Source organism: Sphingopyxis sp. PET50 (assembly GCF_025244705.1).
GTDB lineage: Bacteria > Pseudomonadota > Alphaproteobacteria > Sphingomonadales > Sphingomonadaceae > Sphingopyxis.
In genome coordinates, this window is record NZ_CP104207.1 from 1,225,909 (window position 1) to 1,248,807 (window position 22,899).

The 22,899-nt window shown below is 64.9% G+C and carries 26 protein-coding genes and 2 pseudogenes; 25 read left to right on the forward strand and 3 right to left on the reverse strand.

Annotated elements, in window-relative coordinates; translation table 11 throughout:
• Positions 1–8 precede the first annotated feature (8 nt).
• From N0A20_RS06370 to N0A20_RS06385, 4 genes are all read left to right on the forward strand, one after another.
• The gene (locus N0A20_RS06370; RefSeq protein ID WP_260583098.1) at positions 9–1,205 is read left to right on the forward strand and encodes a phosphoglycerate kinase; all 1,197 of its coding nucleotides are present in this window, start codon (positions 9–11) and stop codon (positions 1,203–1,205) included.
• A 26-nt stretch (positions 1,206–1,231) separates the two neighbouring features.
• Positions 1,232–1,594, forward strand: coding sequence for a hypothetical protein (locus N0A20_RS06375; protein ID WP_260583099.1), 363 nt, complete (start codon positions 1,232–1,234; stop codon positions 1,592–1,594).
• 87 nt (positions 1,595–1,681) lie between these two features.
• Positions 1,682–2,572: a fructose bisphosphate aldolase gene (locus N0A20_RS06380; protein ID WP_409574738.1), complete on the forward strand. Its 891-nt coding sequence runs from the start codon at positions 1,682–1,684 to the stop codon at positions 2,570–2,572.
• 134 nt (positions 2,573–2,706) lie between these two features.
• Positions 2,707–3,246 (forward strand): O-methyltransferase, encoded by a 540-nt coding sequence (locus N0A20_RS06385; RefSeq protein WP_260583100.1) that lies wholly within the window; start codon positions 2,707–2,709, stop codon positions 3,244–3,246.
• A 104-nt stretch (positions 3,247–3,350) separates the two neighbouring features.
• Here the strand turns inward: N0A20_RS06385 and N0A20_RS06390 are convergent, their stop codons facing one another.
• The gene (locus tag N0A20_RS06390; RefSeq protein ID WP_260583101.1) at positions 3,351–3,734 is read right to left on the reverse strand and encodes a hypothetical protein; all 384 of its coding nucleotides are present in this window, start codon (positions 3,732–3,734) and stop codon (positions 3,351–3,353) included.
• A 53-nt stretch (positions 3,735–3,787) separates the two neighbouring features.
• Between N0A20_RS06390 and thiE the strand changes: the two genes are divergently transcribed.
• Positions 3,788–4,423 (forward strand): thiamine phosphate synthase, encoded by a 636-nt coding sequence (gene thiE / locus N0A20_RS06395; RefSeq protein ID WP_260583102.1) that lies wholly within the window; start codon positions 3,788–3,790, stop codon positions 4,421–4,423.
• A 29-nt stretch (positions 4,424–4,452) separates the two neighbouring features.
• A complete protein-coding gene (locus N0A20_RS06400) occupies positions 4,453–4,944 on the forward strand; it encodes a M23 family metallopeptidase (RefSeq protein WP_260583103.1) in 492 nt (163 codons plus the stop codon).
• A gap of 3 nt (positions 4,945–4,947) precedes the next feature.
• Here the strand turns inward: N0A20_RS06400 and N0A20_RS06405 are convergent, their stop codons facing one another.
• Positions 4,948–5,118 carry a hypothetical protein gene (locus N0A20_RS06405; RefSeq protein ID WP_260583104.1) on the reverse strand — a complete coding sequence of 57 codons (171 nt, stop codon included), beginning with the start codon at positions 5,116–5,118 and terminating at the stop codon, positions 4,948–4,950.
• A 160-nt stretch (positions 5,119–5,278) separates the two neighbouring features.
• Here N0A20_RS06405 and N0A20_RS06410 point away from each other — a divergent pair, with 160 nt between their 5' ends.
• The 3 genes and pseudogenes from N0A20_RS06410 to N0A20_RS06420 all read left to right on the forward strand — a co-directional run bounded on the left by N0A20_RS06410 (position 5,279) and on the right by N0A20_RS06420 (position 8,855).
• On the forward strand, positions 5,279–7,237 hold the full coding sequence (locus N0A20_RS06410; RefSeq protein WP_260583105.1) for an OPT family oligopeptide transporter: 1,959 nt from the start codon (positions 5,279–5,281) through the stop codon (positions 7,235–7,237).
• 113 nt (positions 7,238–7,350) lie between these two features.
• Positions 7,351–7,914 carry an elongation factor P gene (efp, locus tag N0A20_RS06415; RefSeq protein WP_260583106.1) on the forward strand — a complete coding sequence of 188 codons (564 nt, stop codon included), beginning with the start codon at positions 7,351–7,353 and terminating at the stop codon, positions 7,912–7,914.
• A gap of 121 nt (positions 7,915–8,035) precedes the next feature.
• A pseudogene (locus tag N0A20_RS06420) lies at positions 8,036–8,855 on the forward strand (inositol monophosphatase family protein).
• 7 nt (positions 8,856–8,862) lie between these two features.
• Here the strand turns inward: N0A20_RS06420 and N0A20_RS06425 are convergent.
• Positions 8,863–9,318 (reverse strand): YbjN domain-containing protein, encoded by a 456-nt coding sequence (locus tag N0A20_RS06425; protein WP_260583107.1) that lies wholly within the window; start codon positions 9,316–9,318, stop codon positions 8,863–8,865.
• A gap of 218 nt (positions 9,319–9,536) precedes the next feature.
• On the opposite strand from N0A20_RS06425, the pseudogene N0A20_RS06430 reads away from it, so the two are divergent.
• The 16 genes and pseudogenes from N0A20_RS06430 to nuoL all read left to right on the forward strand — a co-directional run bounded on the left by N0A20_RS06430 (position 9,537) and on the right by nuoL (position 22,890).
• Positions 9,537–9,912: pseudogene (locus tag N0A20_RS06430) on the forward strand (NADH-quinone oxidoreductase subunit A).
• Positions 9,913–9,929: 17 nt separating this feature from the next.
• Positions 9,930–10,463 carry a NuoB/complex I 20 kDa subunit family protein gene (locus N0A20_RS06435; protein ID WP_260583845.1) on the forward strand — a complete coding sequence of 178 codons (534 nt, stop codon included), beginning with the start codon at positions 9,930–9,932 and terminating at the stop codon, positions 10,461–10,463.
• Between the two features lie 117 nt (positions 10,464–10,580).
• On the forward strand, positions 10,581–11,486 hold the full coding sequence (locus tag N0A20_RS06440) for an NADH-quinone oxidoreductase subunit C (RefSeq protein WP_260583108.1): 906 nt from the start codon (positions 10,581–10,583) through the stop codon (positions 11,484–11,486).
• Between the two features lie 35 nt (positions 11,487–11,521).
• A complete protein-coding gene (locus N0A20_RS06445; RefSeq protein ID WP_260583846.1) occupies positions 11,522–12,739 on the forward strand; it encodes an NADH-quinone oxidoreductase subunit D in 1,218 nt (405 codons plus the stop codon).
• On the forward strand, positions 12,736–13,059 hold the full coding sequence (locus N0A20_RS06450; RefSeq protein WP_260583109.1) for a hypothetical protein: 324 nt from the start codon (positions 12,736–12,738) through the stop codon (positions 13,057–13,059). Before N0A20_RS06445 ends, N0A20_RS06450 begins: the two co-directional genes overlap by 4 nt.
• Positions 13,060–13,076: 17 nt before the next feature.
• A complete protein-coding gene (locus tag N0A20_RS06455; protein ID WP_260583110.1) occupies positions 13,077–13,745 on the forward strand; it encodes a complex I 24 kDa subunit family protein in 669 nt (222 codons plus the stop codon).
• A 124-nt stretch (positions 13,746–13,869) separates the two neighbouring features.
• On the forward strand, positions 13,870–15,162 hold the full coding sequence (gene nuoF / locus N0A20_RS06460; RefSeq protein WP_260583111.1) for an NADH-quinone oxidoreductase subunit NuoF: 1,293 nt from the start codon (positions 13,870–13,872) through the stop codon (positions 15,160–15,162).
• The gene (locus N0A20_RS06465) at positions 15,159–15,782 is read left to right on the forward strand and encodes a hypothetical protein (RefSeq protein ID WP_260583112.1); all 624 of its coding nucleotides are present in this window, start codon (positions 15,159–15,161) and stop codon (positions 15,780–15,782) included. Before nuoF ends, N0A20_RS06465 begins: the two co-directional genes overlap by 4 nt.
• A complete protein-coding gene (gene nuoG, locus N0A20_RS06470) occupies positions 15,782–17,794 on the forward strand; it encodes an NADH-quinone oxidoreductase subunit NuoG (RefSeq protein ID WP_260583113.1) in 2,013 nt (670 codons plus the stop codon). The genes N0A20_RS06465 and nuoG overlap by 1 nt, the downstream gene beginning before the upstream one ends.
• Positions 17,791–18,066, forward strand: coding sequence for a hypothetical protein (locus tag N0A20_RS06475; RefSeq protein WP_260583114.1), 276 nt, complete (start codon positions 17,791–17,793; stop codon positions 18,064–18,066). The genes nuoG and N0A20_RS06475 overlap by 4 nt, the downstream gene beginning before the upstream one ends.
• Positions 18,063–18,203, forward strand: a complete 141-nt coding sequence (locus tag N0A20_RS06480; protein ID WP_260583115.1) for a hypothetical protein — start codon at positions 18,063–18,065, stop codon at positions 18,201–18,203. Before N0A20_RS06475 ends, N0A20_RS06480 begins: the two co-directional genes overlap by 4 nt.
• Positions 18,200–19,426 carry an NADH-quinone oxidoreductase subunit NuoH gene (nuoH, locus tag N0A20_RS06485; RefSeq protein WP_260583116.1) on the forward strand — a complete coding sequence of 409 codons (1,227 nt, stop codon included), beginning with the start codon at positions 18,200–18,202 and terminating at the stop codon, positions 19,424–19,426. Before N0A20_RS06480 ends, nuoH begins: the two co-directional genes overlap by 4 nt.
• The gene (gene nuoI / locus N0A20_RS06490) at positions 19,423–19,911 is read left to right on the forward strand and encodes an NADH-quinone oxidoreductase subunit NuoI (RefSeq protein ID WP_260583117.1); all 489 of its coding nucleotides are present in this window, start codon (positions 19,423–19,425) and stop codon (positions 19,909–19,911) included. The genes nuoH and nuoI overlap by 4 nt, the downstream gene beginning before the upstream one ends.
• A gap of 12 nt (positions 19,912–19,923) precedes the next feature.
• Complete coding sequence (locus tag N0A20_RS06495) at positions 19,924–20,535, forward strand: NADH-quinone oxidoreductase subunit J (protein WP_260583118.1); 612 nt, start codon at positions 19,924–19,926, stop codon at positions 20,533–20,535.
• A complete protein-coding gene (gene nuoK / locus N0A20_RS06500; RefSeq protein ID WP_260583119.1) occupies positions 20,532–20,837 on the forward strand; it encodes an NADH-quinone oxidoreductase subunit NuoK in 306 nt (101 codons plus the stop codon). Before N0A20_RS06495 ends, nuoK begins: the two co-directional genes overlap by 4 nt.
• A 4-nt stretch (positions 20,838–20,841) precedes the next feature.
• A complete protein-coding gene (gene nuoL / locus N0A20_RS06505) occupies positions 20,842–22,890 on the forward strand; it encodes an NADH-quinone oxidoreductase subunit L (protein WP_260583120.1) in 2,049 nt (682 codons plus the stop codon).
• Positions 22,891–22,899: the final 9 nt, after the last annotated feature.

Below are 22,899 nucleotides of genomic sequence, written 5' to 3' on the forward strand. Positions count from 1 at the left end.
AGTTTAAAATGGCCGCGTTCAAGACCCTCGACGACATCGGCGACGTCACCGGAAAGCGCGTGCTGGTGCGCGTCGACCTCAATGTCCCGATGATCGACGGCGCGGTCGGCGACAAGACGCGGATCGAGGCGGCGATGCCGACGATCCGCGAATTGTCCGACAAGGGCGCGATCGTCCTGCTGCTCGCGCATTTCGGGCGTCCCAAGGGCGCGAAGAATTCGACGCAGTCGCTCAGCATGGTGATCGACGCCGTCGCCGACGTGCTCGGCCACTCGGTGATGTTCATCTCCGACTGTATCGGCGAAGGCGCGAAAGCGGGGCTTGCCGTGCTCGCCGCGGGCGATGTCGCGGTGCTGGAAAACACCCGCTTTCACGCGGGCGAGGAAAGCAACGACCCCGCCTTCGCCGACGCGCTCGCCGAGATCGGCGATCTCTATGTCAACGATGCTTTCTCGGCCGCGCACCGCGCGCATGGCTCGACCGAGGGCATCGCCCACCGGCTGCCCGCCTATGCCGGCCGCGCGATGGAGGCCGAGCTGAAGGCGCTCGATGCGGCGCTCGGCAATCCGGTCCACCCGGTGGCGGCGGTGGTCGGCGGCGCGAAAGTGTCGTCAAAGATCGACGTGCTGCGCAATCTCGTCGGCCGGGTCGATCATCTGATCATCGGCGGCGGCATGGCGAATACCTTCCTCGCCGCGCGCGGGGTCGATGTCGGCAAATCGCTGTGCGAGCATGATCTGGTCGAGACCGCCAACGCGATCTTCGACGCCGCCGACAAGGCGGGCTGCACCATCCATTTGCCCTATGACGTCGTGGTGGCGAAGCAGTTCGCCGCCAATCCGCCGACCCGCACGGTCAACGTCCACGAAGTCGCCGCCGACGAGATGATCCTCGACATCGGCCCCGCCGCGACCGAAGCGCTCGCCGATGTACTCAAGAATTGCCGCACGCTTGTGTGGAACGGCCCGCTCGGCGCGTTCGAGACGCCGCCGTTCGACACCGCGACCGTCGCGCTGGCGAAGACCGCTGCGGCGCTGACACGCGAGGGCACGCTCATCTCGGTCGCGGGCGGCGGCGACACCGTCGCGGCGCTCAACCATGCGGGCGCGGCGGACGATTTCACCTTCGTATCGACCGCGGGCGGCGCCTTCCTCGAATGGATGGAAGGCAAGCCGCTGCCGGGCGTCGATGCGCTCAGGGCCTGATTATCCAGCAAAGGGGGTGTTCGGACATGAAGAAGATCGTCGCTGTACTCATGATGGCTTGCGCCGCCGTTCCGGTCGCCGCCGCCGAGCCCTTTCCCGGCGCGCTGATCGCCGAATACTACATGTCCGAATTCTCGATCCCCAAGGGCTGGTCGCTGTCGTACAAGGGGAATGAGCAGGGCACCGAGGTGTTCATCATGGACCGCGATCTCGACGCCCACCCGCAAACCTCTTTCCTGCAGCCGATCGAGCAGATGCGCCGGCTGATGTGCGGTGACGACGACCTCAGCGCCATGGTCAACGGCGGTGTGGCGGTGCGCGTCGATGCGCGCGACAAGCGCGACGGCAAGACGACGGTCGTCAAGGGGCCGACGCTCACGCGCTGCTGAGCTTTCGCCCGATTTCCCGCGCATTGCATCGCCCCGACCGGGCGGCTATGCGCACCGCGACATACGTATGCAACCACCGGAGATGTTATGACGACCGCCAACGCCGCCATGCTGGAGCAGATCAAATCGGGGCAGGGCTTTATCGCCGCGCTCGACCAGAGCGGCGGTTCGACACCCAAGGCCTTGAAGGGTTATGGCATCGAAGCGGATGCCTTTTCGAACGACGAGGAAATGTTCGCGCTGATCCACGACATGCGCTCGCGCATCGTCACCGCGCCCTGCTTCAACGGCGAAAAGGTGATCGGTGCGATCCTGTTCGAGCGCACGATGGACGGAGAGGCCGGCGGCAAGCCGGTGCCGGCGCTGCTCTGGGAACGCGGCGTGGTACCCTTCCTGAAGGTCGACAAGGGGCTTGAGGACGAAGCCGACGGCGTCCAGTTGATGAAGGCGAACCCCGAACTCGAAAGCCTGTGCGAGCGTGCGGTGGCAAAGGGCGTGTTCGGCACCAAAATGCGCAGCGTCGTCAACCTGGCCAATCCGGCGGGCGTGAAGGCGATCGTCGAGCAGCAGTTCGCCGAAGCGGCGCGCATCGCTGCGCACGGGCTGGTGCCGATCATCGAGCCCGAAGTGAATATCAAGAGCGCTGAGCGCGATGCCGCCGACCGCCTGTTGCTGAACGAAACGCTGGCCGCGCTCGACGCCTGGACCGGTGAACCTGTGATGCTCAAACTGTCGCTGCCGACCGAGGCCGGGCTGTTCCAGCCGCTGGTCGATCACCCCAAGGTGCTGCGCGTCGTTGCACTGTCGGGTGGTTTCGCGCGCCCCGAAGCCTGCGTCGAGCTCGCGAAGAATCCCGGCATCATCGCGAGCTTCAGCCGCGCTTTGCTCGAAGACCTGCGCCACCAGATGAGCGACGACGAATTCAACGCCTCGCTCGGCGGTGCGATCGACGAAATTCACGCGGCCTCGGTCGCATAGTGATGGGGCGCCTAAAATGACTGGGGGGTGGCAAGCCGTCGACGATTATATCGCCGACAAATTGCTCGGCAGCCGGCGACGCGCTTGCCGCCGCCCTCGCGAACAATCAAAAACGGGGACTGCCGCCGATCGACGTGTCGCCGGCGCTGGGCAAGATGCTGCTTCTGCTCGCGCAGATGGCGGGGGCCAGGCGCATCCTCGAAGTCGGCACGCTCGGCGGCTATTCGACGATCTGGCTGGCGCGCGCCTTGCCCGACGGCGGGCAACTCGTGACGCTGGAGCTTGAACCGCATCACGCCGCGGTCGCGCGGGAAAATCTGGAGCGGGCGGGGGTATCCGACAAGGTCGCCATCCGCACCGGCCCCGCCGCCGACAGCCTCGCAGCAATGGCTACGGGCGAACCGTTCGATTTCGTCTTCATCGACGCCAACAAGCAGAGCAACGCGCTCTATGTGTCGGAGGCGATCCGCCTCGGGCGTCCGGGCACGACGATCGTCGTCGACAATGTCGTGCGCGAGGGCGGGGTCCTTGACGCCAATAGCGGGGATGAGCGGATCGTCGGCACGCGGGCGCTGTTCGACATGCTGAGCACCGACCCGCGCCTTGACGCCACGGCGGTGCAGACCGTTGGCGCTAAGGGCTGGGACGGCTTCGTGCTGGCGCGAGTGCGCTAGATCGTCCCAACCTCGTCATCGCGAGCGAAGCGAGGCAATCCAGAGCGGAGTGCGCTATGCTGGATTGCCGCGTCGCCTTCGGCTCCTCGCAATGACGAAGCGGGTTAAATTCCTCCATCGAACCGGAAGCTGAACCGATAATCCTGCGGGCTCAACGTCACATCGGTCCTCTTCTCCGGCCGCACCGATTCCAGCCGGATCGCGCCGTCGGCAAGCGGCGTTGCTTCGCCCAGCGTCACCTCGAACACCTGCTTCTCGCCATTGCCGCGCCACCAGATCATCTTTACCCGCACGCGGCCCGCCCAGACGCAGCGAGCGTTCATCGGGCAGCGGCTGTCCTCCAGCACTTCGACCGGCTGGACGATCGGGCCGTCGACCATCGCGCGCTGGCCGAGCGCGACGTTGCTGCCGTCCGACAGCGCAGTGGCGCCGCCGGTCGCGGCGCAGGCGGAGAGGGCGAAGGCGGTACCCAATGAAAGGGCGGCCAAGAGGCGTCTGTTCTGCATTTGCGAGGACCTATCGGCGTCGCTATGAACCCGCCATGACCCAAGCAACCCGTATCCCGTGCCAGCTTTATCTCATCTCGCCGCTCGATGTTGATGGCGATTTTCCTGCGCGTCTGGAGGAGGCGCTGAGCGCCGCGCCGGTCGCGGCGTTTCAGTTCCGGGTCAAGGGGCTCGACCAGCATGAGGCCGCGCGGCTCGCCGAACCTTTGCAGGCGATCTGCGCCGCGCACGACACCGCTTTCATCGTCAACGACGATGTCGCGCTCGCCAAGAGGCTCGGCGCCGACGGCGTGCATCTGGGGCAGGGGGATGGCGATCCGAAGGAGGCGCGCCGCATCCTCGGCCCCGACGCGCAGATCGGCGTGACGTGCCATGCCAGCCGCCACCTCGCGATGGAAGCGGGGGAGGCGGGGGCCGACTATGTCGCCTTCGGTGCCTTCTTTCCGACCGCGACCAAGACCGTCGAGCATCACGCCGACCCCGAAATCCTGAGCTGGTGGCAGGGCATGTTCGAGCTGCCTTGCGTCGCGATCGGCGGGATCACCGTCGACAATGGCGCGCAGCTGGTTGCCGCGGGCGCCGATTTCCTGGCGGTGTCTGGCGGCGTTTGGGCGTATCCCGAAGGGCCGGCGGCTGCGGTGAAGCGGTTCGGCGCGCTGCTGGCGGGTTGAATGGCGCGGTCTTCCGGGCGGCTGCCGCGATGGTCGCCATCGGTGCGGCCGCGGCGGCGAACGGGCGCGAAGCAGGCGAGGTCGTCCTCGCCATTCCGGTCGAGGGCGTCAAGCCGTCCGAGCTGATCGACAGCTGGAACAGCGCGCGGAGCGGCGGGCGATCGCATCGCGCGATCGACATCCCCGCGCCGGTGGGGACGCCGGTGCTCGCCGCGATGGACGGGCGGATCGAAAAGCTCTTCGCCTCCGACCGCGGGGGGCTGACCATCTATCAGCGGTCCGACGATGGCCGGACGATGCTCTATTACGCCCATCTGCAGGGCTATCGCCGCGGGCTGTCCGAAGGCGACCGCGTCGAACGCGGGCAGGTGATCGCGACCGTCGGAACGAGCGGCAACGCCGACCCCACCTTTCCGCACCTACATTTCCAGATGCTGTCGACCGTGCCGGGCAGCGCATGGAACGCGGGCGAACCGGTCAATCCCTATCCTTTGCTCACCGGAAAGCGCGTGCGGCGCTGACGGTCAGCCGCCGGGACCGTTGGGTTTTCCCTTGGTATCGTCGTCCTTGCCGCGTGGCGGGTCGCCATCCTTGCGCCAGCCGAACAATCCGGCACAGGGCGCGCCGCGCCGTCGGCGGCGGTTTCGCGGGCGCCGCGAGGGGCGCATATCGTCCGAAAGGGTCCATGTCATCATGGCGGTCGCTCTGCCACCATCTTGCGCGGTCATATTGGATCGTTGCGTCAGAAGTTTCTCGCTTCGTCGCTTTTGGCGTTTCGGTCCAATCGCTTCGCCGGTCGCCTTTTCGCTTGCGCCCGGCGCGGCGGGCCGCAAGACAGCGCAGAGGGAGATTTTGATGACCGAAGCCACCATGCCCAAGACCGGCGTCCGCGAACTGACGCTGCGCGCGATCCTGCTCGGCGGCCTGCTGACGCTGATGTTCACCGCCGCGAACGTCTATCTGGGGCTGAAGGTCGGGTTGACCTTTGCGACCTCGATCCCCGCCGCGGTGATCTCGATGGCGCTGCTGCGCTTCATGACCGGGGCGACGATCCTTGAAAACAACATCGTCCAGACGATCGCGAGCGCCGCGGGCACGCTCGCCGCGATCATCTTCGTGCTGCCGGGTCTCGTCATGGTCGGTTACTGGCAAGGCTTCCCGCTGCTGGAGACCACCGCGATCACGATGCTCGGCGGCATATTGGGCGTCCTTTTCTCGGTGCCGCTGCGCCGCGCGCTCGTCGTCGATGCCGATCTGCCCTATCCCGAAGGGCGCGCCGCCGCCGAAGTGCTGCAGGTCGGCGCCGCCAGCGCCGAGGGTGCGGCCGAGAACAAGGCTGGTTTGTCCGCGCTGCTCTGGAACAGCCTTGTCGCCGCGGGCTTCACCTTGCTGACGCAGATGAAGGTCGCCGCCGCCGAGGTCGCGGGCTGGTTCAAGGTCGGGGCAGGAGCGACAGGCATTGCGGGAGGCCTTGGCTTCGCGCTGTTCGGCGTCGGTCATCTCGTCGGGCTTTCGGTCGGCATGGCGCAGCTTGTCGGTCTCATCACCGGCTGGTGGATATTGCTCCCGATCCTGACGCAGGGCGGGCCGGGCGATGCCGAGACGCTGGCGAATACGGTATTCCGCGCCGATGTGCGCTTCTTCGGCGCGGGCGTGATCGCGGTCGCGGCGATCTGGACGCTGATCAAGATCGCCGGACCGGTGATCGGCGGCATCCGATCGGCGATGGCGGCGAGCCGGGCACGCCACGCCGGAACCGCACTGGCGGTCGGCGAACAGGATATTCCGATCGGCTGGGTTTTCGGCGGATCGCTGCTCACCCTGATCCCGATCGCCTGGCTGCTCTGGTCGATCCTCGCGGGCGGTCCGCTCGCCGGGTTGGCGGCGATCCTCGTCGGGGGCGCGCTCGTGTTCGTGGTGGTGGTCGGGCTGATGATCGCGTCGGTCACCGGCTATATGGCGGGCCTCATCGGCGCGTCGAACTCGCCGGTGTCGGGCATCGGCATTCTCGCGATCATCGCCTCGTCGCTGCTGCTCGTCGGCCTGCTCGGGCGCGGCGGCGGCGAGGAGGCGAGCGCGGCGATGGTCGCCTATGCGCTGATCGTCACCGGCGTCGTCTTCGGCATCGCGACGATCTCGAACGACAATCTGCAGGATCTCAAGACCGGCCAGCTCGTCGGCGCGACGCCGTGGAAGCAGCAGGTGGCGTTGATCATCGGCGTCTTCTTCGGCTCGCTCGTCGTGCCGCCGGTGCTCAACGTGCTCAACGAGACGCTCGGCTTCGTCGGCGTGCCGGGGGCCGGGCCGAACGCGCTGGCGGCGCCGCAGGCGGGGCTGATCTCGTCGCTCGCGAAGGGCGTGCTTGGCGGCGACCTCAACTGGACGATGCTCGGCTATGGCGCGCTCGCCGGCGTCGGCTTCATCCTCGTCGACGAACTGCTCGGCCGCGCGGGCAAGCTGCGCCTGCCGCCGCTGGCGATCGGCATCGGCATCTATCTGCCGATGGCGGTGATCCTGCCCGTGGTGATCGGTGCCGTCGGCGGCTGGTTCTACGACCGCTGGGCCGAACGCCGCGCCAACCCCGCCTTCGCGCACCGCATGGGCGTGCTGACCGCGACCGGCATGATCGTCGGCGAAAGCCTGTTCGGAGTCTTCTACGCGGGGCTCGTCTATGCGACCGACAGCGACGCGCCGCTTGCGGTGGTCGGCGACGGATTTCATGTGCCGTCGATCTTCATCGGCCTCGGCCTGTTCGCCGCGCTCATCGCGCTGAGCTATGCGCGGACGCGCAAGATGGTCACCACGACCGCCTGACCGCACGCACTGCTTGCCCTTCGCCGCCTTCGCGGCTAAGGGCGCGCTCCTGTGACCGGCGCGTTGCGATGCGCTCGGCGGCTCTTTCCATCCTTGAACTGTGAGTGTGCGCGATGAAGATCACCGGCGTTGAAATCCGTCCCGGCAATATTATCGAATATGAAGGCGGCATCTGGAAGGTCACCAAGATCCAGCACACCCAGCCGGGCAAGGGCGGCGCCTATATGCAGGTCGAAGCCAAGAATCTGATCGACGGCCGCAAGCTCAACAACCGTTTCCGCAGCGCCGACACGGTCGAAAAGGTCCGTCTCGACACCAAGGACTTCCAGTTCCTCTATGCCGAGGGCGACGATCTGGTGTTCATGGACAAGGATACGTTCGAACAGATCAACATTTCCAAGGACGTCGTCGGCGAAGCCCACGAATTCCTGCAGGACGGCATGGACGTCGTGCTGGAACTCTGGGAAGAGCGCCCGATCTCGGTCGAACTGCCCGAGCATATCGAAGCCACGATCGTCGAGGCCGACGCCGTGGTGAAGGGCCAGACCGCGTCCTCGTCCTACAAGCCCGCGATCCTCGACAATGGCGTGCGCGTCATGGTGCCGCCGCACATCACCAGCGGCACCCGCATCGTCGTGCATGTCTACGACCGCGAATATGTCCGCCGCGCGGATTGATTGAGTTCCCCTCCCGCTTGCGGGAGGGGCTAGGGGAGGGCCTGTCGAGGGACGGGAGCTCTCCGATGGAAACATTCCCTCCCCCGACCCCTCCCGCAAGCGGGAGGGGGGAGATTATTTTATGGCCGTATCCGGCATCATCACCGTCATGGAACGCGCCGCGCGCAAGGCCGGCGCCAAGCTGCGCCGTGACTTTGGCGAGATCGAGCATCTCCAGGTCTCGCAGAAGGGCCCGGCCGACTTCGTGTCGAAGGCCGACCAGGCCGCCGAGCGCACCCTCTATGACGAACTCGGCCGCGACCGTCCTGGCTGGGGGTTCCTGATGGAAGAGGCGGGCGAGATCGTCGGCGAACCCGGCAAGCCGCGCTTCATCATCGACCCGCTCGACGGCACGACCAACTTCCTCCACGCGATCCCGCATTTCGCCATCTCGATCGCGGTGCAGGAGCCGAAACCCGGCGGCGGCTGGGGCGACGTCACCTCGTGCCTCATCTATCACCCGGTCACCGACGAAAGCTATTGGGCCGAGCGCGGCCGCGGCGCCTGGCTGCACGACCATGCGGCTCCGTGTCTCGTCGCGCCGCCACCTCAACGAATGCCTGATCGCGACCGGCATCCCCTTCATGGGCCATGGCGACATGGCGCAGTGGAGCCGCGTGTTCGGCGCGGTCGCGCCCGAAGTCGCGGGCATCCGCCGCTTCGGCGCCGCCAGCCTCGACCTCGCCTGGGTCGCGGCGGGGCGCTACGACGGTTTCTGGGAAAGCGACCTGCAGGTCTGGGACGTCGCCGCCGGCATCTTGCTGGTGCGCGAGGCCGGCGGTTTCGTCAGCGATTTTCGCGGTGGCGATCGCGCGATCGAGCGCAGCGAGTTCATCGCGGGCAGCGCCGCCGTGCATTCGAAGTTGCAGAAACTCGTCGCGGGCGCGCTCCGCAACGCCTGAGGGCAGGTTAACTGCCGCGCACAAGGCGGCGGAAGCTGTCCATCAGCCCCGCCCAGGTCTTGAACAATTCGCCGACATTCTCGCGCGGCAGTCCGCGGAAATCGAGGTCGACGTCCATCGCCAGCACCGGATCGCCTTCCTCGTCGCGATAGGCGCGCGCGAACCTCCTGTCGCGGTTCCATTCGTTGAGCTTGTCGAGCGGTACCTGCTTGGTATCGGCAAAGCCCATCAGCAGTTGCAGCGTCCGGCAATTCGCGCCGTTCTCGCAGTTGAGGAAGGTGACGGCGAACACCTCGCCCTGCCGGCTGGCTTTCAGGACCGGGTCCTGTCTGGCGTCCGCACTGGCTTCGATTTGCCAGCCCTGCGACTCGAGCAAAGCCGCGATCTTTTTGGGCGATTTGGCGTCGACCAGTTCGGCGGCGGCGGGCACCGGCGTCAGCGATGCCGCAACGGCCGTTCCCAAAACCCATATCCCTCGCATATCGTCCCCAAATTTCCGGATCGCGACGCGTCCCAAGCGGGCTCTACCACGCTCTTTGCCGGTGCCGCCAGCGCGGCTTGCCGCTTTGCGGACGGGGCAGGCGATTTTCCTGCCCGCAGCGCTTGCGAGCCGGGCTTTGCTGGCCTAAAGCGCCCGCAACAACAGGGCGCTGAAGCGTCCCAAAAAGACTGCGAGCTCCCATGGTCGACCTGACGCATTATCTGCCGATCCTGATCTTCCTGTTCGTGGCTGTCGGCCTGTCGGCGGCCTTCGTGTTCCTGCCGATGGGCGTCGCGCGCCTGACCGGCGCGCACCAGCCCGATCCGGCGAAGCTGACCGAATATGAATGCGGCTTTCCCGCGTTCGAGGATGCGCGCAGCCAGTTCGACGTGCGCTTTTATCTCGTGGCCATCCTGTTCATCATCTTCGACCTCGAAGCGGCCTTCCTCTTTCCCTGGGCGGTGAGCCTCAAGGAAATCGGCTGGGCCGAGCTGGGCGACGATGATGATTTTCCTTGCCGAACTCGCGCTCGGCCTTGTCTATGCATGGAAGAAGGGGGCGCTGGATTGGGAATGAGCAATTCGAGCATCCTGATGCCCGGCCAGATGCCGGTGGCGCCCGGGACCGATCCCGATGCGGGCTTTTTCGACGACCTGAACAGCGAAGTCGGCGACAAGGGCTTTCTTGTCACCTCGACCGAGGACCTGTTCAACTGGGCACGCACCGGTTCGCTCTGGTGGATGACCTTCGGGCTCGCTTGTTGCGCGGTCGAGATGATCCACGTCAACATGCCGCGTTACGACATGGAGCGGTTCGGCGTCGCGCCACGTGCATCCCCGCGCCAGTCCGACGTGATGATCGTCGCGGGCACGCTGTGCAACAAGATGGCGCCGGCGCTGCGCCGCGTCTACGACCAGATGTCGAACCCGAAATATGTCATTTCAATGGGCAGCTGCGCCAACGGCGGCGGCTATTATCATTACAGTTATTCGGTGGTGCGCGGCTGTGACCGCATCGTGCCCGTCGACATCTATGTCCCCGGTTGCCCTCCGACCGCCGAGGCGCTGCTGTACGGCGTGATGCAATTGCAGCGGAAGATTCGCCGCACCGGGACGATCGAACGATGAGTTTGATGATCGCCATTAATTCCGTTCGCCCTGAGCTTGTCGAAGGGCTGTCCTTTCTCGCTGTGTCGAAGGTAAAGAACGGTCCTCCGACAAGCTCAGGACAAACGGTGAAGTGGAATGGCTAGTCCCGCACCTCTAGTCGCGCCGCGCGAGGGCATCGCCGCCGCGCTGAAGAAGGTCGTCGGCAACGACCTGATTGCGCATGATTTCCTCGTCGGCGAGGACAGCATCACTGTGCGTCGCGAGGCGATCGCTGGCGTGATGGTGCTGCTGCGCGACAATCTCGACTATCAGCAGCTGATGGAGATCGCCGGGGTCGACTATCCCGACCGCGCCGAACGCTTCGAGGTCGTCTATCATCTGCTCAGCGTGACGAAGAACCATCGCCTGCGCGTCCGCGTCTCGACCGACGAGGCGACGCCGGTGCCCAGCATCGTTCCCGTCTGGCCGGTCGCCGGCTGGCTCGAGCGCGAAGTGTTCGACATGTACGGCGTGCTGTTCGCGGGCAATCCGGACCTGCGCCGCATCCTGACCGACTATGGTTTCCAGGGGCACCCGCAGCGCAAGGACTTCCCGCTGACGGGCTATATCGAGTTGCGCTATTCCGAAGAGGACAAGCGCGTCGTGTACGAGCCGGTGAAGCTCGCACAGGATTTCCGCAACTTCGACTTCCTCAGCCCTTGGGAGGGCGCCGACTATGTGCTGCCCGGCGACGAAAAAGCCGGCGGGACGGGCGAAGGGCCGGGCAAGGGCGCGCCGAGCCCGATGACCGCGCAGCAGGTGAAGGTCGCCGACGACAAGGCCGAAAAAAAGGCACCGCCGCCGACGCCGAAAACCACCGAAAAGGCCGGACAGACCGGCGCGGGCGCAAAGGTCAATGCGAAAGCGGCAAAGACGAGCCGCGATGGCGCAAGTGCGAAGCGCGCGACGAAGGTCGCGAAGACGCCTGCCACGACCAAGGCGGAAAAAGCTCCAGCCAAACCGCGCGCGCCGCGCAAGCCCAAAGCAGGAGGTGACGCATGACCGACTCTCCTCAGGTCAAGCACCACGGCAGCGACATGTTCGAGGGCTATCCGGTCGATACCGCCGACACGGCGGGCGATCAGGTCGTCACCAACTATACGATCAATTTCGGCCCGCAGCACCCCGCGGCGCACGGCGTGCTGCGCATGGTGATGGAACTCGACGGCGAGATCATCGAGCGCGTCGATCCGCACGTCGGCCTGCTCCATCGCGGCACCGAGAAGCTGATCGAGTACAAGACCTATCTGCAGGCTTTGCCCTATTTCGACCGGCTCGACTATTGCTCGCCGCTCGGCATGGAGCACAGCTATGTGCTGGCGATCGAGAAATTGCTCGACCTCGAAGTGCCCGACCGCGCGCAATATCTGCGCACCCTGTTCGCCGAACTGACGCGCATCTGCAACCACATGCTCAACATCGGGTCGCACGTCATGGACGTCGGTGCGATGACCCCGAACCTGTGGATCTTCGAGCTGCGCGAGGATTGCCTCAACTTCTTCGAGCGCGCGTCGGGTGCGCGCATGCACAGCGCTTACTTCCGTCCGGGCGGCGTCCATCAGGATGTTCCCGAAAAGCTGCTCTACGACATCGGCCAATGGTGCGAGACGCGCCTGCCGAAGCTGTTCGGCGACGCGATGAGCCTGGTCATCGACAACCGCATCTTCAAGCAGCGCAACGTCGACATCGCGACGGTCAGCAAGGAAGACGCGCTCGCCTGGGGTTTCTCGGGCCCGATGATCCGCGGTAGCGGTATCGCGTGGGATTTGCGCAAGTCGCAGCCCTATGACGCCTATGCGAAGATGGACTTCGACATTCCCGTCGGCACCCGCGGCGACTGCTACGACCGCTTCATGGTGCGCGTGCAGGAAGTCTATCAGTCGCAGCGGATCATCCTGCAGTGCATCAACAACATGCCCTCGGGTCCGATCGCCAGCCTCGACCGCAAGGTCGTGCCGCCCAAGCGCGCCGAGATGAAGAGTTCGATGGAATCGCTGATCCATCACTTCAAGCTCTATACCGAGGGTTTTCACGTTCCCGCGGGCGAAGTCTATGTCGCGACCGAAAGCCCCAAGGGCGAATTCGGCGTCTATCTGGTCAGCGACGGCACCAACAAGCCGTACCGCTGCAAGATCCGTCCGACGGCGTTTTCGCACCTGCAGGCGATGGACATGATGTCGAAGGGCCACATGCTCGCCGATACCACCGCGATCATCGGTGCGATCGACGTCGTGTTCGGGGAGTGCGACCGGTGAGGGCGATTCTGTTTGCTCTGGCGCTGGTTGTCGGAGGGTGCAATTCCGCGCCGTCGGATGACAGCGTCTATAGCCAGAAGATCGCGGCCGTCGCCGAAGCAAATGCGCCGACAATTTCTGATCTTCAGAAGACCGGATTGCAGCGGGTCGACGATCATGGCGTCGGCTTCGATTGCGGTGACGGGTGCACGGGTGATGGCTTCGATGCGCTCTATTTCGGCAAGTTGGATGCAGACGAGAAACCGCTGACCTACGAATATATTTGTCCGGTTATGGATGGACCGATGGAAGGCTGGAAATGCCTAGCCGTTGAAAACTAGCCCGCTGGAAAAAGGAAATGGCTGACGCACCCCCAATCCCCGATGAGGCCGAAGTCCGCGCGCGCTGGGGCGCGTTTGCCTGGACCGCCGAAAATGCCGAAAAGGCGAAGACCGTCATCGCGCGCTATCCCGCGGGGCGCCAGCGTTCGGCGGTGATGCCGTTGCTCGACCTCGCGCAGCGCCAGGTCGGGGCGGAGACGAACACGCAGGGCTGGCTGCCCGTGCCGGTGATCGAATATGTCGCGGCGCAGCTCGATATGCCCTACATCCGCGCCTACGAAGTCGCGACCTTTTACACCATGTACAATCTCGCGCCGGTCGGCCGCTATCATGTGCAGGTGTGCGGGACGACGCCGTGCCTGCTGCGCGGGTCGGACGATGTCATGGCCGCGTGCAAGAACCGCGGCATGGCAAAGGGCAAGACCACGCCCGACGGGTTGTTCACGCTGACCGAGGTCGAGTGCATGGGCACCTGCACCAACGCGCCGATGGTCCAGATCAACGACGATAATTACGAAGACCTCGATTACGACAGCATGACGCGCATCCTCGACGATCTGGCGGCGGGCAAGCAGCCCAAGACCGGCACCCAGAACGCCAGGCGTCACACCAGCGAGCCCGAAGGTGGGCCATCGACGCTGAAGGAAATGGTCGAGGCCAACCATGACTATCGGAAGGAGTGGTGACCGTGACCAACGCCTCATTCCTTCGTCATGCCGGACTTGATCCGGCATCCCGCTTTTTCCCTGCCACAGTCGAAAGCAGCGGGACCCCGGATCAAGTCCGGGGTGACGATGCGGGAGGGGTCGCATGAGCCTCGCCGACAAGGATCGCATCTTCACCAACCTCTACGGCTATCAGCCGTGGAACCTCAAATCGGCGCAGGTGCGCGGCGACTGGGACAAGACGAAAGACCTGATGAAGCGCGGTCAGGACGCGATCATCGAGGAGATCAAGGCGTCAGGCCTGCGCGGGCGCGGCGGCGCGGGCTTTCCCACGGGGCTCAAGTGGAGCTTCATGCCGAAGGAGCCGCGCGCCGACCGCCCGAGCTTCCTCGTCATCAACGCCGACGAATCCGAGCCCGGCAGCTGCAAGGACCGCGAAATCATCCGCCACGATCCGCACAAGCTGATCGAGGGCGCGCTGATCGCCGGCTATGCGATGCGCGCGCGCGCGGCCTATATCTATATCCGCGGCGAGTTCATCCGCGAGGCCGAAACGCTCTTCGCCGCCGTGCAGGAGGCTTATGACGCCGGCCTGCTCGGCAAGAATGCGGCGAAGTCGGGCTATGATTTCGACGTCTTCGTCCACCGCGGCGCCGGCGCCTATATTTGCGGCGAAGAAACCGCGATGATCGAGAGCCTCGAGGGCAAGAAGGGCCAGCCGCGCCTGAAACCGCCGTTCCCGGCGGGCGCGGGCCTCTATGGCTGCCCGACGACGGTCAACAATGTCGAGAGCATCGCGGTCGTCCCCACGATCCTGCGGCGCGGTGCGACCTGGTTCTCCTCCTTCGGGCGCGAGAACAACAAGGGCACCAAGCTCTTCCAGATCAGCGGCCATGTCGAGCGGCCGTGCGTCGTCGAGGAAGAGATGGGCATTCCTTTCCGCGACCTCATCGAAAAGCATTGCGGCGGCATCCGCGGCGGCTGGGACAATCTGCTCGCGGTGATCCCCGGCGGATCGTCGGTGCCGCTCGTTCCGGCGGCCGAGATCATGGACGCGCCGATGGATTTCGACGGGCTGAAGGCGCTCGGATCGGGTCTCGGCACCGCCGCCGCGATCGTGATGGACAAGTCGACCGACGTCGTCCAGGCGATCAGCCGCATCAGCTATTTCTACAAGCACGAGAGCTGCGGCCAGTGCACCCCGTGCCGCGAAGGCACCGGCTGGATGTGGCGCGTGATGGAACGGCTGCGCACCGGCGATGCCGATATCAGCGAAATCGACACGCTCCACGACGTGACCAAGCAGGTGGAAGGCCACACCATCTGCGCATTGGGCGACGCGGCGGCATGGCCGATCCAGGGCCTGATCCGCCACTTCCGCCCCGAGCTCGAACGCCGCATCCGCGACAACGGCGGCGCGCTGGAGGCGGCGGAGTGAAGCTGCTGTCCAAAATCGTCGCCGCCGTCACAGCCATGACGCTGCTGCTGACCGCCGCCAACGCGCAATTGGGGGACGCGCCCGTCCTGTCTACGCCGGAAGTCCGCAAGATCCTGGGGACGCCGACCTTCGACGGCAGCGATTTCTACGACGCTAAATCACAGGCGCTCTATTGCTATTATGAAGAAAATAAGCAGCTGACGTCGGATTTCATCGTCGAACAGGTCGCGGCGGGGGCGGACAGCCTGACCAAGACGCCGATCGAAATGAACCCGTCGCCGTGCATGGATAAATTCCATGCCTTTGCGGCGCAGCCGCGTTTCAACGACGGCACCGGGCTGTTCCCGCGCGAATGGACCTATCAGGATGTCCGCGGCGCCCTCATCCGCTACATCGCCAGCTGCATCTGGGAGCGCGATACCGACGCGGTGCGCGCCAGCATCGCGGATCTTGCCGATTACAAGGGGATCGGCGATCACCTGCGCACCAAATATCGCGACGGCGTCTATTCCGCCGCAGGTACCGCCTGCTTTGCCGGTTTCGACGCCTTCGAGGCTGGCGACCTGACCTTCAGCTACAATCTTCTTCAGCAATTGCTCCTGCGCAGAGAACTCGACTGATGCCCAAAGTAACCGTAGACGGCGTGGAACTCGACGTCCCGCAGGGCGCCACCGTCCTGCAGGCGTGCGAGCTGGCGGGGAAGGAAATTCCCCGTTTCTGCTATCATGAACGCCTCTCGATCGCCGGCAATTGCCGCATGTGCCTCGTCGAGGTCGCGCCGGGGCCGCCGAAGCCGCAGGCGTCGTGCGCGCTGCCCATCGCCGAAGGGCAGGTGATCAAGACCGACAGCCCGATGGTCAAGAAGGCGCGCGAGGGGGTGATGGAGTTCCTGCTCATCAACCACCCGCTCGACTGCCCGATCTGCGACCAGGGCGGCGAATGCGACCTGCAGGACCAGTCGGTCGCCTATGGCCGCGGCGGTTCGCGCTATGACGAGAACAAGCGCGCGGTGACCGAGAAATATATGGGTCCGATCGTCAAGACGGTGATGACCCGCTGCATCCAGTGCACGCGCTGCGTCCGCTTCGCGGAGGAAGTCGCGGGCGTGGAGGACATCGGCGCCATCTATCGCGGCGAGAATATGCAGATCACGTCGTATCTCGAACATGCGGTGAACAGCGAGCTTTCGGGCAATATCGTCGATCTGTGCCCGGTCGGCGCGCTGACGTCGAAGCCATACGCCTTCGAGGCGAGGCCTTGGGAGCTCACCAAGACGCTGGGCATCGACATGATGGACGCGGTGGGCACCAACGTCCGTATCGACAGCCGTGGGCGCCAGGTGCTGCGCGTGCTGCCGCGCGTCAACGACGATGTGAACGAGGAATGGGCGAGCGACAAGACGCGCCACCATGTCGACGGCCTGATCCGCCGCCGCCTCGACCGGCCTTATGTGCGCAAGGACGGCCAGCTCGTCGAAGCGAGTTGGGCGGACGCCTTCGCCGCGATCAAGGCGGTGGACGCCGGATCGTCGGTCGCCGCGGTCGCGGGCGACATGGCCGATTGCGAGACGATGTTCGCGGCCAGGGCGCTGGTCCATGCGCTCGGCGGCAGCCTGCTCGAAGGACGGCAGACGGGGCTCGATTACGACCTCACCAGCCTGTCGGCGGTCAATTTCAATACGACCATCGCCGAGGCCGAAAACGCCGACGTGATCCTGCTCGTCGGCACCAACTTGCGCTGGGAAGCGCCGCTCATCAACACGCGTGTCCGCAAGGCAGTGTGGAAGAAGGGGGCGAAGGTCTTCGGCATCGGCCCGGAGGTCGATCTGACCTACAAGGTCGAGTGGCTCGGCGACGATGCGTCGCTCGTCGCGAAGCTGCCGGGGCATGTGACCGACGCGCTGGAGCGCGCCGAACGGCCGATGCTGGTGTTTGGCGGCGGCGCGCTGTCGGTGCCGGGCGTGCACGGCGCGGGCCTCGCGCTCGCCAAGGCGGTGGATGCGGTCAAAGACGGCTGGAACGGCTTCAACGTCGTGCATTTCTCGGCCGCGCGCATGGGATCGCTGATGCTCGGCTACGGCCTGCCTGGCGGGATCAAGGATATCGCCGCTGCCAAGCCGAAGCTCGCCTTCTTTCTCGGCGCCGACGAGGTCGATTTCTCCGCCTTCGCCGACACGTTCAAAGTCTATGTCGGTCACCATGGCGACAAGGGCGCGCATGCCGCCGACGTCATCCTGCCCGCCGCGGCGTGGACCGAAAAGGATTTCACGACGGTCAACACCGAGGGCCGCGTCCAGCGCAGCGAAAAGGCGGTGTTCGCCCCCGGCGACGCGCGCGAGGACTGGAGCATCTTTCGCGCCCTCGCCGATGCGCTCGGCGTGTCGGTGGGCTTTGACAGCTTCGACCAGTGCCGCGCGGCGATGATCGCGGCGGTGCCGGCGCTCGGGCAGGAAGGGCTGGCCGACTATGGCTGGACGGTGCCCGAACTGCCCGCAAAGCCCGAAGCGCGCGCGATCCCGTCGCCGATCAAGGATTTCTATCTCACCAACGCCATCTGCCGCGCGTCGCCGACGATGCAGCGCTGCTCGGAAGAGCTGATTCATGGCGCCGATTTTGCGGAGGCCGCGGAATGAGGGGCGACCTTCCCGAATGGGTCCAGCGCAGCCCGCGCCTTTTCTACGCGGCGGCAGTGCTCCTGTTCTTTGCCTATTTTGCGTTGGGCGTTGTCGAAATCAACGGCATGGCTTCTCCCTACGCCGACCAGTCGGCGCTCCGCCTTGCAACCTTGCGGGTGCTTGCCGATGCGCTGCGCGAAGCGATTTACGCGGTTGGTACCGGGGTACTGATCCATGTGGCGCTGGCAATCTGGGGGCGCATGCAAATCAAAACGGAGGCCGCGGAATGACCCCGGTACATGCCATCGCGTCCATGCTGCTCGCCGGCATGGGCTATGCCGTCTGGCGCGGCTTCAATCCCAAGGACAAGTCGGAGCGGCCCGGCCCCCATAACGGCTGGCGCAACCAGGACGGGACCCGGAAATGACCGAGTTCTTTCAGGATTTCCAATTTCTTGGCCTGCCATGGGAATGGGCGCGCGTCACCATGTCTTATGACGCGGCATGGGCGCTGGCGACGATCTGCGGCATCCTGCTGATCGCGCTGCCGCTGATGCTCGCGGTCGCGATGATCATCTATGCCGACCGCAAGATCTGGGCGGCGATCGCGCTGCGCCGCGGTCCGAACGTCGTCGGCCCCTTCGGCCTGCTGCAGTCGTTCGCCGACGGTCTGAAGGTGTTCCTGCAGGAAACGATCATTCCGTCGAGCGCCAACCGCGGGCTGTTCCTGATCGCACCGATCATCACCTTCACCGTGGCGCTGATGGCGTGGGCGGTGATCCCGTTCAATTCGGGCGCGGTGCTCGCCGACATCAATGTCGGGCTGCTCTACATCCTCGCGATCTCGTCGCTCGGCGTTTACGGCGTCATCCTGTCGGGCTGGTCGTCGAACTCGAAATACCCGTTTTTCAGCGCCTTGCGCGCGTCGGCGCAGATGATCTCCTATGAAGTGTCGATCGGTTTCATCCTGATCGGCGTCGTGCTCTATGCCGGCAGCTTCAACATGAATGCGATCGTGAAGGCGCAGGAAGGGTTTGGGCTCGGCATCGTCAATGCCTTCGGCTTCAACCTTTTGCTCTTCCCGCTGGCGGTGATGTTCCTGATCTCGGCGCTCGCCGAAACCGCGCGCGCGCCGTTCGACCTGACCGAAGCGGAAAGCGAGCTCGTCGCGGGTTACCAGACCGAATATTCGTCGATGAGCTTCGCGCTGTTCTGGCTCGGCGAATATGCCAACGTCCTCCTGATGTGCACGCTCAACGCGGTGCTGTTCTGGGGCGGCTGGCTGCCGCCGCTCAACATCGACCTGATCCCCTGGTTCGACATTCCGGGCGTGATCTGGCTGTTCGCGAAGATCCTCTTCTTCTTCTTCGTGTTCAGCTGGGTGAAGGCGACCGTCCCGCGCTACCGCTATGACCAGCTGATGCGGCTGGGCTGGAAAATCTTTCTGCCGATCTCGCTGATCTGGATCTTCCTGATCTCGGGCTGGCTGATGGTGACCCGCTACGGCGACTGCCGTGACAGCGAGCGCGTCTATATTTCGCAAATGACCGACAATGAGACGGGCAAGACCTATCGCGGCGGGCCGCCGAAAAACAGCTGGGACGGCATCTGCCGCAGCAAAATTCAGGGTTCCACGAAGGTGTCGTCATGACCACTATCGCCCATCTCGTCAAAAGCTTCACCTTGTGGGAATTCGTGAAGGCACACGCCCTCACGCTCAAATATTTCTTCAAGCCCAAGGCGACGATCAACTATCCGTTCGAGAAGAACCCGCTGTCGCCCCGCTTCCGCGGCGAGCATGCGTTGCGCCGTTATCCGAACGGCGAGGAACGCTGCATTGCTTGCAAGCTGTGCGAAGCGGTGTGCCCGGCGCAGGCGATCACGATCGAGGCCGAGCCGCGCGATGACGGATCGCGCCGCACGACGCGCTACGACATCGACATGACGAAATGCATCTATTGCGGCTTCTGCCAGGAGGCATGTCCCGTGGATGCGATCGTCGAGGGACCCAACTTCGAATATGCGACCGAAACGCGCGAAGAACTGCTCTACGACAAGGCCAAGCTGCTCGCCAACGGCGACAAATGGGAACGCGCGATCGCGGCGAATCTTGCCGCCGACGCGCCCTACCGGTAAGGGCGCGCACGCATGATTCAGGTCGCCGCCTTCTGGCTCTTCGCCACCATCGTGATCGCTTCGGCGGCGATGGTGATCTTTGCCCGCAACCCGGTCCACAGCGTGATGTGGCTGATCCTCGCTTTCTTCAACGCGGCAGGGCTGATGCTGCTCGCGGGGGCCGAGTTCATCGCGATGCTGCTCGTCATCGTCTATGTCGGCGCGGTCGCGGTGCTGTTCCTGTTCGTCGTGATGATGCTCGACATCGACTTCGCCGAGTTGCGCGCCGGGTTCGTGCGCTATTTGCCGCTGGGCGCGCTGGTCGCTATCATCCTCGCGGCCGAGATGATCTTTGCGGTCGGCGCCTGGAGCGCTGGCGGGGTCGATCTTGCGACCCGCGCGGCCCCCGTCGTCACCGACAAGAGCAATATCCAGCAGATCGGCGAACTGCTCTATACGCGCTACATCTTCCTGTTCGAAGCGGCGGGCATCGTCCTGCTCGTCGCGATGATCGGCGCGATCGTGCTGACCCACCGCCAGCGCGGCGGCGTGCGCATCCAGAATGTCTCGGCGCAGAACCAGCGCCGTCCGGAGGATGCGACGCGCCTCGTCGATCCGGGCGTCGGACAGGGGGTACAGCTGTGATCTCGGTCGGCCATTATCTCGCCGTTTCGGCGGTGCTGTTCACGCTCGGCGTGCTCGGCATTTTCATCAACCGCAAGAATATCATCGTCATCCTGATGGCGATCGAGCTGATCCTGCTCGCGGTGAACATCAACCTTGTCGCGTTCAGCGCGGCGCTGAACGATCTCGTCGGGCAGGTCTTCGCGATGTTCGTGCTGACCGTCGCCGCGGGCGAGGCGGCGATCGGGCTTGCCATTCTCGTGATCTATTTCCGCGGCCGCGGCACCATCGCGGTCGATGACGCCAACCGGATGAAGGGGTAAACCGGTGATCCAGGCGATCGTTTTCCTGCCGCTGTTCGCGGCGCTTGTCGCAGGGCTGGGCCAGCGGGCCATCGGCCCCTTCGCGTCGAAGCTGATCACCACGGGTGCGCTGTTCGCGAGCTGCGCCCTGAGCTGGCCGATCTTCCTGTCCTTCGTGACGGGCGGCGGCGGAGAGGCCGACGTCGTGACCGTGCTCCACTGGGTCAGCTCGGGCGCGCTCGAGTTCAACTGGGAGCTGCGCGTCGATACGCTGACCGCGGTGATGCTCGTCGTCATCACGACGGTGTCGGCGCTCGTCCACCTCTACAGCTGGGGCTATATGGAGGAGGACCCGGACCAGCCGCGCTTCTTCGCCTATCTCTCGCTCTTCACCTTCGCGATGCTGATGCTCGTGACGGCGAATAACCTCGTGCAGATGTTCTTCGGCTGGGAAGGCGTCGGTCTCGCCTCCTATCTGCTGATCGGTTTCTGGTACAAGAAGCCGAGCGCCAATGCCGCCGCGATCAAGGCGTTCGTCGTCAACCGCGTCGGCGACCTCGGCTTCATGCTCGGCATCTTCGGCACCTTCCTCGTGTTCGGCACCGTCTCGATCCCCGCGATCCTCGACGCCGCGCCGGGCATGGCGGGGAGCAGCATCACCTTCCTGGGGATGCGGCTCGACACGATGACGATCCTGTGCCTGCTGCTGTTCGTCGGGGCGATGGGCAAGTCGGCGCAGCTCGGCCTGCACACCTGGCTTCCCGACGCCATGGAGGGCCCGACCCCGGTGTCGGCGCTGATCCACGCCGCGACGATGGTCACCGCGGGCGTGTTCATGGTCTGCCGCCTGTCGCCGATGTTCGAGACCGCGCCCGTCGCGCTCGGCGTCGTCACCTTCGTCGGCGCCGCGACCTGCTTCTTCGCCGCGACGGTCGGCACGACGCAGTGGGATATCAAGCGCGTCATCGCCTATTCGACCTGTTCGCAGCTCGGCTACATGTTCTTCGCGGCGGGCGTCGGCGCCTATGGCGCGGCGATGTTCCACCTGTTTACGCACGCCTTCTTCAAGGCCCTGCTGTTCCTCGGCGCGGGTTCGGTGATCCATGCGATGCACCATGAACAGGACATGCGCTATTATGGCGGCCTCAGGAAGCATATCCCGCTCACTTACTGGGCGATGATGATGGGGACGCTGGCGATCACCGGCGTCGGTATCGCCGGCGTGGTCGGCTTCGCGGGCTTCTATTCGAAGGACGGTATCCTCGAGGCCGCGTTCGCGGCGGGCGGCGGCGGCCAAGTCGCTTTCTGGGTCGGCATCTTCGCCGCGCTGCTCACCAGCTTCTATTCGTGGCGCCTCGTCTTCCTGACCTTCTATGGCAAGCCGCGCTGGGAGCAGAGCGAGCATATCCAGCACGCGGTCCACGACGATCGCGGTCATGACGACCATGCCCATGCGGCGCACGACGATCATCATCATCATGACGCCAAGGGCGACGGCACGGCGGGATACCACCCGCACGAAAGCCCGCTGACCATGCTGATCCCGCTCGCAGTCCTGTCGGTCGGCGCGGTCTTCGCGGGCCTCGTCTTCCATCATCAGTTCATCTATCCGGAGGAAGGCGCAACCTTCTGGCGCGGCAGCATGCTGGCGTTCGACGCGCATCTGATGCACGCCGCGCACGAGGTGCCGTGGTGGGTGAAGTGGATGCCGTTCACGGTGATGGCGATCGGCCTGTTCCTGGCGTGGAACAGCTATATCCGCAACACCAGCCTGCCCGCGAAATTCGTGGCGCAGTTCGGGCTGCTGCACCGTTTCCTGTTCAACAAATGGTATTTCGACGAGCTCTACAACATCCTTTTCGTGAAGCCCGCCTTCGCGATCGGCCGCTTCTTCTGGAAGCGTGGGGATGAAGGCACCATCGACCGCTTCGGTCCCGATGGCGCCGCGGCGCTCGTGGAAGGGGGGACCCGGCTCGCGGTCCGGCTGCAATCGGGTTATGTTTATGGATATGCGTTCGTGATGTTGCTGGGGCTCGTCGGCCTTGCCAGCTGGGCCATGGTGAGGTTCCTGTGAGCTGCGGCA